The sequence below is a fragment of the Wenzhouxiangella sp. AB-CW3 genome (assembly GCF_014725735.1).
GTDB lineage: Bacteria > Pseudomonadota > Gammaproteobacteria > Xanthomonadales > Wenzhouxiangellaceae > Wenzhouxiangella.
The window spans coordinates 1,944,099-1,956,381 of sequence record NZ_CP061368.1 but is presented as its reverse complement, the minus strand read 5'-3'; the positions used below and the strand labels follow the sequence as shown (position 1 = coordinate 1,956,381).

11 protein-coding genes are annotated in these 12,283 nt (G+C 63.1%); all 11 read left to right on the top strand.

Annotation, left to right across the window (positions count from 1 at the left end):
• The first annotated feature begins 29 nt into the window (after window positions 1–29).
• The 11 genes from IC757_RS08565 to uvrC all read left to right on the top strand — a co-directional run bounded on the left by IC757_RS08565 (window position 30) and on the right by uvrC (window position 12,263).
• Entirely contained in the window at window positions 30–956 is a 927-nt protein-coding gene (locus IC757_RS08565) for an RluA family pseudouridine synthase (RefSeq protein WP_223846068.1), read from the top strand.
• A gap of 6 nt (window positions 957–962) precedes the next feature.
• Window positions 963–2,207, top strand: a complete 1,245-nt coding sequence (locus IC757_RS08560) for a lipoprotein-releasing ABC transporter permease subunit (RefSeq protein ID WP_190973904.1) — start codon at window positions 963–965, stop codon at window positions 2,205–2,207.
• Window positions 2,200–2,883, top strand: a complete 684-nt coding sequence (gene lolD / locus IC757_RS08555; RefSeq protein ID WP_190973903.1) for a lipoprotein-releasing ABC transporter ATP-binding protein LolD — start codon at window positions 2,200–2,202, stop codon at window positions 2,881–2,883. Before IC757_RS08560 ends, lolD begins: the two co-directional genes overlap by 8 nt.
• Before the next feature lie 8 nt (window positions 2,884–2,891).
• On the top strand, window positions 2,892–5,177 hold the full coding sequence (locus IC757_RS08550; RefSeq protein ID WP_190973902.1) for a DNA internalization-related competence protein ComEC/Rec2: 2,286 nt from the start codon (window positions 2,892–2,894) through the stop codon (window positions 5,175–5,177).
• Window positions 5,178–5,291: 114 nt separating this feature from the next.
• A complete protein-coding gene (locus IC757_RS08545) occupies window positions 5,292–5,921 on the top strand; it encodes a MotA/TolQ/ExbB proton channel family protein (RefSeq protein ID WP_190973901.1) in 630 nt (209 codons plus the stop codon).
• Between the two features lie 17 nt (window positions 5,922–5,938).
• The gene (locus tag IC757_RS08540) at window positions 5,939–6,364 is read left to right on the top strand and encodes an ExbD/TolR family protein (RefSeq protein WP_190973900.1); all 426 of its coding nucleotides are present in this window, start codon (window positions 5,939–5,941) and stop codon (window positions 6,362–6,364) included.
• A complete protein-coding gene (gene msbA, locus IC757_RS08535; RefSeq protein ID WP_223846067.1) occupies window positions 6,361–8,124 on the top strand; it encodes a lipid A export permease/ATP-binding protein MsbA in 1,764 nt (587 codons plus the stop codon). The genes IC757_RS08540 and msbA overlap by 4 nt, the downstream gene beginning before the upstream one ends.
• Complete coding sequence (gene lpxK, locus IC757_RS08530; RefSeq protein ID WP_190973899.1) at window positions 8,124–9,119, top strand: tetraacyldisaccharide 4'-kinase; 996 nt, start codon at window positions 8,124–8,126, stop codon at window positions 9,117–9,119. The genes msbA and lpxK overlap by 1 nt, the downstream gene beginning before the upstream one ends.
• Complete coding sequence (kdsB, locus tag IC757_RS08525) at window positions 9,116–9,865, top strand: 3-deoxy-manno-octulosonate cytidylyltransferase (protein ID WP_190973898.1); 750 nt, start codon at window positions 9,116–9,118, stop codon at window positions 9,863–9,865. Before lpxK ends, kdsB begins: the two co-directional genes overlap by 4 nt.
• Window positions 9,866–9,945: 80 nt before the next feature.
• Window positions 9,946–10,416, top strand: coding sequence for a low molecular weight protein-tyrosine-phosphatase (locus IC757_RS08520; protein ID WP_190973897.1), 471 nt, complete (start codon window positions 9,946–9,948; stop codon window positions 10,414–10,416).
• Window positions 10,413–12,263 (top strand): excinuclease ABC subunit UvrC, encoded by a 1,851-nt coding sequence (gene uvrC / locus IC757_RS08515; protein ID WP_190973896.1) that lies wholly within the window; start codon window positions 10,413–10,415, stop codon window positions 12,261–12,263. Before IC757_RS08520 ends, uvrC begins: the two co-directional genes overlap by 4 nt.
• Window positions 12,264–12,283 lie beyond the last annotated feature (20 nt).

The window sequence follows — 12,283 nt, the reverse complement described above, 5'->3', positions numbered from 1 at the left end:
CTTGCATTTCCCCGAGGAAGCTCCGAGAGATGGGTGAAGCAACGCAGCGGCCGGCAGTTCGACATGCCACCGTGTCGGCCGACCAGGCCGGGCAGCGACTGGACAACTTTCTGATCGGCAGCCTCGAAGGCGTGCCCCGCAGTCTCGTCTACCGACTGGTACGGACCGGGCAGGTACGGGTCAACGGCCGGCGAGCCAAGCCGATGAAGAAGCTCCAGACCGGTGACCAGGTACGCATTCCACCGGTCGACACCCGCCGCTCCGGACAGCCGTCCATCCCACTGGGCCTGATCGAGGACATCCGCGCTCGCATTCTTTACCAGGATGACGACCTGCTGGTGGTGGACAAGCCATCCGGCATTGCATTGCATGGCGGCAGTGGACTGAAGTTCGGCCTGATCGATGTGCTGGAGCGAATCAGAGAGGGGCTCAAACCGGTTCACCGGCTCGATCGGCCCACCAGCGGAGTGGTGGTTTTCGCGGCCAGTCGCCAGGCCAGCGTGGCACTGCAGGAAGCCTTTACGACCCGCGCGGTAGACAAGCGCTACCTGGCCCTGCTGTCGGGCAATCTGTCTCAGGCCCAGATGCCTATCGATGCGCCGCTAAAGAAAATTCGCGACGGCAGTGGCCAGCATCGAGTCATCGTCGCAGAAGACGGGCAAGAGGCGAGAACCGTGTTCCGCGTGCTAGAGGCCTTGCCGGGCTACAGTTATGTCGAGGCGGTCATAGAAACCGGCCGCACCCATCAGATTCGCGCCCATGCCGCCCATATCGGCCACCCGATCGCCGGCGACGAGCGCTACAATCCACAGTCCGGACCGGACAGGCTGGATCGGCTGTTCCTGCACGCCCACTACCTGCATCTGCCGTGGCCGGAAGAGCGTGTGTTTGATGCGCCACTGCCCGAAGCGCTGGGCAGCGTCCTTGACCATTTGCGACAGATGTCGCCGAGCTGAGCATCCATGTATCACCCCTTGAGCATCTTTGTTGGATTGCGTTACCTGCGTGCCAAGCGCCGCAATCACTTCATCTCATTCATTTCCCTGATCTCCATGGCCGGCATCGCGCTTGGGGTCATGACGCTGATTACCGTGTTGAGCGTCATGAACGGGTTCGAACGCGAACTGCGCGAGCGCATACTGGGAATGATCTCCCACGCCACCATCCAGGGCTATGACGGCACGTTTGCCGACTGGCAGGACGTGCTGGACCTGGCCAACGAACACCCCGAGGTGCGCGGCGCCGCGCCGTATGTCGAACAGGAAACCATGCTGCGTGGCCGGCGAACGGCGGGTGCATTGGTTCGTGGTGTCGACCCGGCGCTGGAACCCGAAGTCTCGGAGGTGCATGAGCTCATGCGCATCGGTCAGATCGAGGATCTGGTGCCCGGAGAGTGGCAGGTGCTGCTGGGTTCCGGCCTGGCCAATCGCCTGGGGGTGGGGCCGGGTGATCCAGTGACCATATTCGCTCCCGAGATCAGGGCGACACCGGCCGGCGTGGTCCCGCAGGTACGACGCTTTACCGTGGCCGGAATCTTCGAGGCCGGCGTGCACGAGTACGATACCGCCCTGGCCGTCATCCACTACCAGGATGGCCAGCGCCTGTTCCGGTTGGGCGAGAATGTTGGCGGTATCCGCCTGAAGCTCGATGACATGATGCGGGCACGCTGGGTGGCACTGGAGCTGTCCGATCAGTTGCCTGGCATATACCAGGTTCGGGACTGGACCCAGCAGCATGCCAACTTCTTCCGCGCCGTGCAGACTGAAAAGACAGTCATGTTCATCATCCTGTCGCTGATCATCGCGGTGGCCGCCTTCAACATCATCTCCACGCTGGTCATGGTGGTGACCGACAAGCAGGGTGATATCGCCATTCTCAAGACCATGGGTCTGTGTCCGCGGCGCATCATGGGAATCTTCATGGTCCAGGGTTCCCTGATCGGGGTTATCGGCACCCTGATCGGGGTCGTGCTCGGCATTGTTCTGGCACTGAATGTCGAATCCGTCGTGGCCAGCCTCGAGACGCTGTTCAGCGTCGAATTTCTTTCTGCCGAAATTTACTACATCAGCGATCTGCCCTCGGAATTGCGCATGAGCGACGTGGTTCGCTTCGGGTCCCTGGCCCTTGTCCTTTCCTTCCTTTCGACCATTTACCCGGCCTGGCGAGCCTCGCGGACCGAGCCGGTGGAGGCCCTGCGTCATGAGTGATGCCGTCATTCAGGCCCGTGCCCTGACCCGAACCTATGTCCAGGGCGATACCAGCCTGCATGTACTGCGCGGTATCGACCTGGATATTGCACCGGGCGAGAGCGTAGCTATTGTTGGCGCATCGGGTGTGGGCAAGAGCACTTTGCTGCACCTGCTGGGCGGGCTGGACAAGCCCACCTCGGGACAGGTTTTCGTTTCCGGGGCCGATATGGCGTCCGGCGATGAAAAGCAGCGGGCCAGGATTCGCAATCGGCACCTGGGCTTCATCTACCAGTTTCATCATCTCCTGCCGGAGTTCAGTGCACTGGAGAACGTGGCCATGCCGCTGCTGATCGGCAAGCAGCCCGCCGAGCAGGCCACCGAGGCGGCGCGTGAGTTGCTCGAAACCGTTGGGCTGGGGGAGCGCCTTCATCACAAGCCCGGTGAGCTGTCGGGCGGGGAACGCCAGCGTGCTGCCGTGGCGCGTGCTTTGATCAACCGGCCGGCCTGCATTCTCGGCGATGAGCCGACCGGCAACCTCGATGAGCGCAATGCCGCCCAGGTCTACGACCTGATGCTGAATCTCAATCGCGAGTTCCGCACCAGTGTTGTGCTGGTCACGCACGACCCCCAGCTGGCCAAACGCATGGATCGGCGCCTGGAGATGACCGGGGGACTGCTCCAGCCCATCGACTGACACCGGGGATGGGCAGGGGCTGGCGTTTTCTCCTTCTGCCGGCAACCGGCTGCGTTGCGGCCGCCATGCTGCCGGTTCTGCCAGGGTGGGGCGGGCTGCTCCTGATCCTGGTGCTATCGCTGGCAGGGCTGGGATTCAGGATCTCGCGCGCTCCAGCCCTGTTTCTGCTCGGCATGGCCTGGTTTCTGGGCCATGCTCAGTGGTTGACCGACCGGCAGTGGCCGGAAGACCGCGCCGGCGATCGGCAGCGGGTGACCGGCACGGTCGCGGGCCTGCCTGTTCAGCATGAACAGAGCCTGCGGTTTGAGATCAGAACTGATCGTGGTGCAAACAACGCGAATGTCCCCCGTCGCATTCAGGTGAGTTGGTTTCGGCCGCCGGTGCATGTCCAGCCCGGTTCGCGCTGGAACCTGGAGCTTGAACTGCGTCCACCCGCCGGGCGGGACAATCCGTTCGGGTTTGACAGCCGGCGTGACCTTCTGTCGAAGCGGATCGGGGCCACGGCCGCGGTGCGCGACGACTTCGAGGCATTGCCGGATTCACCCCGTGGTCTGGCTGACCGCCAGCGCCAGCGGCTGGCCAGCATTCTCCAGGCCGAAACCGAGCACCGCGACGCCGCGGCCCTCAAGCGAGCGCTGGGGCTGGCGGATCGGTCGGCCATGCAGGCTGATACATCGGATTTGCTGCGACGCACGGGTACGGCTCATCTGCTGGCCATCTCCGGGCTGCATGTCGGCATGGTAGCGGGCATGGTCACGCTGCTTTGCAGCCTGATTCTGGCACCGCTGGTACTGCTCGGAGGCCGGCTGGACAGGCGTCGGATCGCACTGGCCGGCGGACTGCTCGCGGCCATGGGCTATGCCATGCTGGCCGGTTTCACGCTGCCCACGCAAAGAGCCCTGATCATGCTGGCGGCGGTGGTGCTGGCCTTCTTCTTCCGTCGCGGTATTGCCCCGGCCCATGCATTGTTGCTGGCCCTGGCCGCGGTACTGTTATTCGATCCCATGGCGCCTTTGGCCACCGGTTTCTGGCTGTCGTTCGCCGCAGTCGGCGTGCTGGTGTGGGCCTTCGCCTGGCGGCCGGTTGAGCCGGCCGCTCGCTCGCAGTGGCTGGTGGGCCTGATGCGGGCCCAACTGGTGGTGGCCGTGGGGCTGTTGCCTTTGAACATCGGTGTGTTTCAGCAGCTCGTCCCGGGTGCGTTCCTGGCCAATCTTGGGGCCATTCCGCTGGTCGGGATATGGATACTGCCGGCGCTGCTGATGGAGATGGTCGGTGTGGCCCTGGGTCTGGGCACGGCTTGGGTTTCCCGAATCGGAGAAACCGGCCTGATGATGCTGATCCATGGTCTGCAGTGGATCGACCAGTTGCGCTGGTCGCACATGCCGTGGGTGGCGGGCAGTCAAACAGCGGTATTACTGGCCGCTATCGGCGCCCTGTGGCTGCTGGCGCCGCGAGGCTGGCCGGCCCGGGGGCTTGGGGTGATTCTGCTGCTGCCCTTGCTGGCGGCCAGGCCGGGAGTCCCGGGCAAAGCCGAACTGGAGATGTGGATGCTGGACACCGGCGATGGCCTGGCCGTGCTGATGCATAACGAGGCTGAAGTGCTGCTCTACGATACCGGGCCGGGCGACGGGCAGGGCAACGACCTGATCGGGCGCGAACTGGACAGCATGCTGGCCGGTTTGAATCATCGGCGGATTGACCGGGTCGTGGTCTCCCACGATCACCGAGCCCACGCCGGTGGGTTGGGTTCGATACAGGATCGCGTACCTCCAGAGCGGATACTGGGCAGCCCGGAGCACTTCGACAACCCCTGCCTGGCCGGTCAGGCCTGGCAGGCCGGCAAGTATCGCTTCAGGATTCTGCATCCCAGCTCGGGCCTGCCCGACCTGGGGGCCAACTCATCGTGCGTGCTGCATGTTGCTGGCCCCGGAGGGAGCATGCTGTTGACCGGCGCGATCGACGCGGCCGTTGAGGCGCGCCTTGTTCAGTTGTTCAACGGTCCACCGGCCGATGTGCTGGTGTTATCGGCAGGCGGTCATCGCCGCGGCAGCAGCTCATCCTTTCTCGCGGCCGTGTCGCCCGGCCTGGCGCTTGCTTCGGTCAGACGGCATGACCGCTTCGAGCGACCTCATCCCGAGGTCAGGCAGCGACTGGATGCAGCCGGCGTCCGGCTGGTGAGCACCGGTCAATGCGGTGCTTTGCGGGTGCGAATGAGCGAGGGCAGGGCACCAGAGATTCGCTCCATGGCCACGCTCAAGCCCCGGTTCTGGAAGCAGCGTGATCACTGTCCCTGACCCCTGCCGAGTCTCTTCGTGGACTCACAGACCGCCCGCACCGGCCCACGCGGGGCGTCCAAACCCGGTATCATGCACGCTGGACTTCGAACCGGCACGGAATCGTCCCGACACATGCTAGAAATCGTCATTGCCGGCGGATGGCTGATGCTGCCCATTCTGCTGTGCTCGATCATCGCGGTCGCCATCATCATCGAACGTTTCGTGGCCTTGCGTGGCCAGCGCGTGCTGCCTGATGGCGTCCTCGACCAGGTGCGTCACTGGGCGCAGCAGCGCGAACTGGACGACAAGCACATCGAGCAGTTGCGTCGCAGTTCGCCACTGGGGCGTGTACTGGCTGCGGCCCTGGCCAATCGCCAGCGCGGTCGCGAGGTAATCAAGGATGCGGTCGAGGATACCGGACGCCACGTGGTGCATGAACTGGAACGCTTTCTCAACACCCTTGGCACCATCGCCGGCATCACTCCGCTGCTGGGCCTGCTGGGTACCGTGATCGGCATGATCAAGGTGTTCAGCGCCATCGTTGCCCACGGGGTGGGCGACCCGGGGCAGTTGGCGGGTGGCATTTCCGAGGCACTGATCACCACCGCCGCCGGCCTCACCGTGGCCATCCCGACCTTCTTTTTCTACCGCTACTTTCGCGGGCTGGTTCGGGCCTACGTGGTGCAGATGGAGCAACAGGCCATCGACCTGCTGCAGGCCATCGAGCATCGGGCCTCAATATCCCGCCCGTCACCGGCCTAGGGCAGATCGCGTTTGCCATGAAACTGCTGGACGAAGAACGCGAAGAGCCAGAGATCAACCTGACCTCGTTGATTGACGTGGTCTTTCTGCTGTTGATCTTCTTCATGGTTTCGACCACTTTCGAACAGCATGCACTGCTGCGCCTGGATCTGCCCGAGGCTGCAACCGCCGAGACCGAGACATTGCCGGATGTGGTCGAGTTGATCATCACTGGCGAGGGCCAGATCTACCTCGGGGACCAGCAGTTGGTCGACGAGCGCCGTTCGACCATTCAGGCCGCCCTTGGCGAACGGTTCGCCGAACGCCCGGAACAGGTGCTGGTCATCCGTGCCGATGGCAATGCCACGCATCGCCTGGTCGTGCGCGCACTGGATGCGGCTGCCGCCGAGGGCATCCGGCGCGTCAGCATCGCGACCGTGGAAGAAAGCGGTAATAACCCGTGAGTGAGCGCGAGCGCATGACCGGGCGCCAGGTTTACGGTCGCCTGCTGTCCCATGTAATGCGCCAGCGCGCCATTTTCTTGCTGGCACTGCTGGCCGTTGCCCTGGACGCGGCCGGGCAGGGCCTCTTCTTTTACCTGCTACGCCCCCTGATCGACGAGACCATCGCCGCGCCGGATCCGACATTTGATTTCATTCTGCCGGCGCTGGTCTTCGGTGCCGTTTTCCTTCGCATTATCGGTAATTTCGGTGGCGAGTTCGGAATGCAATGGGTTGGTCGCCGTCTGATTGCGGACCTGCGCGGAGAGCTGTTCTATCGCTATCTCGAATTGCCGGCGGAGTATTTTGATCGCGAGTCGTCGGGCCAGATGATTTCGCGCGTGACATACAACACCGAGCAGGTGGCCGAAGCGGCGACGAAGGCCCTGATCGGGGTTGCCCGCGATGTGCTCACGATTATCGCTCTGGTCGGTGTCATGCTCATCCAGTCATGGCGATTGACACTGACCATGCTGTTGCTGGTTCCGGTGATTGCCCTGATCGTGACCGTCATCAGTCGTCGTTTCCGCAAGATTTCCACCAGCATCCAGGACTCGATGGGCGATGTCACCCACGTGACCGAGGAAGCCGTCAACGGTCATGAGGTCATCAAGGTCTTCGGGGGACAACCCCAGGAACGTGAAAACTTTCACACCATCAATGACCGTAACCGGCGGCTTCACCTGCGCCTGGTCGCTACCCAGCTTGTGTCTTCATCACTAGTGCAACTGGCCGCAGGGCTCGCTGTCATCCTGCTGCTGATTATCGCTGCCAGTCAGCTAATGGAGACCGAGGTGACCGCCGGCATCTTCATGTCGGTACTTGCCGCCATGGCGGCCTGCATCCCCCCGCTCAAGCGTCTGACCAAGATGCACGTGATGATCGAGAAAGGGGTGGCGGCGGCCAACAGTATTTTCACCCTGATCGACACGCCGGCCGAAACAGACATTGGCACGGCCGAGCCCGAGCGGGTCAGCGGCCAGATCGAGTTCCGCGATGTCAGTTTCACCTATCCGGGCGCCGAACGACCGGCGTTGCAGAACGTCAACCTCGAGATCGGTGCCGGCCAGGTGACGGCACTGGTGGGGCGTTCCGGCTCGGGCAAGAGCACCTTGGTCAAGCTGTTGCCACGCTTCTACCTGCCGTCGAGCGGAACCATCCTGGTGGATGGCATTGACATCGTGGATTTCCGGCTGGCCGCGTTGCGACGTCAGATTGCCATGGTCAGCCAGGACGTGGTGCTGTTCAATGATTCGGTGGCACGCAATATCGCCTATGGTGCCTCGGCTTCGGCATCGCGCGAGGACATTCTGGCTGCGGCCGAAGCGGCCCATGCCATGGAGTTCATCGAGCGCCTGCCCAACGGGCTGGATACGCCCATCGGCGAGGATGGCGGTTTGCTCTCGGGAGGACAACGCCAGCGCATCGCGATCGCTCGGGCCCTGCTCAAGGATGCCCCCATCCTGATCCTGGACGAAGCCACTTCGGCTCTGGACGCGGAATCCGAACAGACGGTGCAGGCGGCACTGGACAATCTGATGCGTGACCGAACCACGCTGGTCATCGCACATCGCCTGGCCACGGTGCAAAAAGCCGATCGGGTCGTGGTGCTGGATCAGGGACGGTTGATCGAGTCGGGTACCCACCAGGAACTGCTCGAGCAGGAAGAGGGGCTCTACCAGTACCTGCACCGCCTGCAACTGGCCAGCAACCCTTCAGGCTGATGACGCGGTTTCACGATCGCTTCGAGCGTTACTTCAACAGGCTGTGGTACGAGCAGGCCCGGCCGGGCTTCGGCTGGCGGGCCCTGTCCGGTTTGTATGGGATGGCCGCTCGCAGGCACCTGGCGAGAGACTATGGCAAGCCGCCAGGCCCGGTCATCGTGGTCGGCAACATCACGGTGGGTGGGGGTGGCAAGACCCCGGTGGTTGCCGCCTTGTCGTCCGAGCTGCTTTCGGCCGGGTGGCGCGTGGCGATCATCAGCCGGGGGTATGGCGGGCGGACCTCGGATGAGCCCTTTCAGGTGCTACCGGCTGATGATCCGAAACAATGCGGTGACGAGCCACTGCTCCTGGCCCGAACCACGGGTTGTCCGGTCTGGGTCTGTCGCAAACGTGGGCTGGCCATGCATGCCGCCTTCGATGATGGCGCTGATGTGGTGTTGTCCGATGATGGTCTGCAACATGCCGGGTTGCCGCGAAGCTTCGAAATCTGCGTGATTGACGAGGCGCGTGGGTTCGGTAACGGGCAGCTCTTGCCGGCCGGTCCATTGCGTCAACCCGTGGCGCGCCTGGACCTCGTTGACCTGGTGCTGCGCAAACAGGCCGGAGGATCGGCAAGTGTTTCGGGATTGCCCGGCCAGGCTTTCGCCATCGAACCCGGCCAGGCCTACCGGCTTGCCGATCGCCAGCCAGTTGATCTGCCGTCTGATCAAGCGCTTGATGCAGTCTGCGGCATCGCCAATCCGGAAAGCTTCTTCGCCACACTTGAGCATTTGGGGCTGTACTTTCGGTGTCACCCATTTCCTGACCACCACGTATTCGATTCACAAGCCCTGGCGTCGCTGGAAGGGCCGCTGATCGTGACCGAGAAGGACGCAGTCAAACTTGAAAGCCTGGAAGGCCTGCCGGAGACTCTGGTGTTGCCGGTTCGGGCCAGCTTGCCAAGATCAGCCACCCAGCCGGTTCTGGAACACGTGAGAAACTTTAATTCGACATGAATCGATTTCACATCATTATCCCGGCCCGCCTGGAGGCGAGCCGGCTGCCACGCAAGCCACTGGTGGATTTGGCGGGAAAGCCGTTGATCGTTCGCGTGCTGGAAAAAGCCCACGACTGCGAGGCAATGAGCGTCCACGTGGCCACCGACAGTGAAGAAATCGCCGATGCGGTGGAAGGCGCCGGTGGCGATGTCATCATGACCTCGCGCGATCACCGTTCCGGTACGGATCGCCTGTCAGAAGCCACCCAGTTGCTGGGATTGGCCGACGATGCCATTGTCGTCAATCTTCAGGGCGACGAGCCGGACATGCCGCCTGGTTGCGTACACCAGGTTGCACAACTTCTGCAACAGCATTCCACGGCCAGCATGGCCACCTTGTGGTGGCCTATCGAAGAAAAGCGCGACTGGCAAGATCCGAATGTGGTCAAGTTGCTGGCCGACAGTCGGGGTCGCGCACTGTATTTCTCGCGCGCGCCGGTGCCTTGCCAGCGTGATGGAGAGTGGCCTCGGCAACAGGCGCGGCGCCATATCGGCCTGTATGCTTATCGCACCGATGCCCTTGCCGCCTGGCCCGATTTGCCATCGAGCAGTCTGGAAAGCTGCGAGTCGCTGGAGCAGCTTCGCGCCCTGGAGGCCGGCTGGACCATCGTCTGCGCACAGGCTGAATCACCGGTGCCGGCAGGGATCGACACACCCGAGGACGTCCAGCGCTACCTGGAACGACACTCGGCCAGGCGAGTCTGACCAAGGGCCTGGCTGTACATGCGTCGGCCGGGCGTGTTGAAGCATGTTTATACCTGACTGCAACAAAGTGATTTAAAGCCATGGAAAGCATACTTTTTGTTTGTCTGGGCAATATCTGCCGAAGCCCGACTGCCCGGGTGGTATTCGATCATCGCCTGCAGCAGGCCGGGCTGGAGCTGTTGACCGACTCGGCCGGCACCACCGGCTACCATGTGGGCGCACCGCCCGACGCCAGGGCCGTGCAGGCCGCCCGCTCGCGCGGCCTGGACCTGAGCGGCGAACGCGCACGCCAGGTCGCGGTCGAGGATTTCACCCGCTTCGAGCAGATCTATGTCATGGACAGATCAAACCTGCGGGTGTTGCAGGACATGCGTCCGGCACACGCCACCGCCCGCGTCGATCTGCTCATGAGCCTGGTGCCGGACTACGGCCTGGAAGAAGTGCCCGACCCCTACTATGGTGCCGACGACGGGTTCCGGCAGGTCCTCGACATGCTCGAAACGGCGGCCGATCGCCTGGTGGAATCGCTGGTGGCACGACCACAGCCATGAGCCGGTTCGATGGTCGCGCCTTTGCCGCCTCTCTGTCGACCGGGCCGGGCGTCTACCTGATGCGGGATGCAGACGGCAAGGTGCTCTATGTCGGCAAGGCGCGCAACCTGCGTCGTCGGGTGGCCAGCTACTTCAGTGCCCGGCCGCGCAGCGCGCGCATCGACCTGATGCTGCGCAAGGTCGATTCGATGGAAGTCAGTCTGACCCGTACCGAAGCCGAAGCGTTGCTGCTCGAGAATGAGTGGATCAAGGCCCACCGGCCACGTTTCAATATTAACCTGCGCGATGACAAGAGTTACCCCTGGATCAGGCTGGAAGCCGGTCATCCGTTTGCGCGCATCGGCTTCTATCGTGGTCCGCGCAAGCCGCCGCACCAGTATTTCGGGCCATTTTCCAGTGCCGGCTCGGTACGCGAGGCACTCAATCAGATCTACCAGCTTTTCGGTCTGCGCCAGTGTCGCGACAGCGTGTTCGCACACCGCAATCGGCCCTGCCTGCAGTACCAGATCAATCGCTGCAGTGCGCCCTGCGTGGGTTATATCAGCGAAGAAGCCTATCAGCGTGACGTTCAGGCCGCGGTCGACTTTCTCCAGGGCAAGAACGAGGAGGTCATCGAGTATCTGGCCGAACGCATGGAGGAAGCCAGCGGTCGACTCGACTTTGAGCAGGCCGCCCGTTTGCGCGACCGTATCCGCAGCATGCAGCAGGTCCGTGCCAACCAGTACGTGACCGGCGGCACGATGGATATCGACCTGATCGGCATGAGCGTTCTGCCCGGCAACGCGGCCTTGCACGTGGTAGAGTTCAGGCACGGACGCAATGTCGGCGGGCGCACGTATTTTCCCGGCAATCTCGACGAGGACATGCCCGAGCCCGAAGTGCTGTCGGCCTTCCTAGGCCAGTACTATGCCGAGCGCAAGCCCCCGGCCGAGATTCTGCTTTCACAGTCCCCGGCACAAGCCCGGCTGTGGGAGGAAGCCCTGGGCAGCCGACGGGGCAGCGCGGTCCGGCTGCGCTGGCGCCTCAGGGGGGATCGTTCCGAATGGGTTCGGCTGGCCGTGGCCAATGCCGAAGACGCCCTGCGCCGCCGGCAGGCCGAGCGGGATCATATCGGCAGCGGTCTGGCGGCGCTGGCCGAACTGATCGATCTTCCGTCACCCCCTGAACGCATCGAGTGTTTCGATATCTCGCACATTTCCGGCACCGAAACCGTGGGCGCCTGCGTGGTGTTTGGCCCCGGTGGCTCCGACAAGAAAGCTTACCGCCGCTACAACATTCGCGATATTGTTCCTGGCGACGACTATGCCGCCATGAAACAGGTGCTCAAGCGGCGTTACTCCCGGGCCCTGGAAGGCAATCAGGTGCTGCCGGACCTGGTTGTTGTAGACGGCGGGAAAGGGCAGTTGTCACAGGCCCGGGACGTGATGGAGGAACTTGGGCTGGATGCGGTTCCCTTGCTGGGCGTGGCCAAGGGGCCTGCACGCAGAGCCGGCTACGAAACACTGATTTTCGGTGACCAGCAGGCCGTGCCCGGACCGCACGATCCGGTATCGCACCTGATCCAGCAAATTCGCGACGAAGCGCATCGCTTTGCCATTGGCGGACACCGCAAGCGCCGCCAGAAGCGTGCCCAGTCATCGCCACTGGAAGCCGTGCCCGGCATCGGGCCGCGAAGACGCCAGCTGTTGCTCAAGCACTTTGGCGGGTTGCAGGGTCTGGTTGACGCTGGCGTCGACGAAATCGAGCGGGTGCCTGGCATCTCGCGCAAGCTCGCCGAGCTGATCGCAGGGCACCTCAAGGAAGTGTCTGCCCGAAGCTCCAAATCGGGTCAAAGTTCCAAGACTTGACCAAACCATCAGCCGACTGC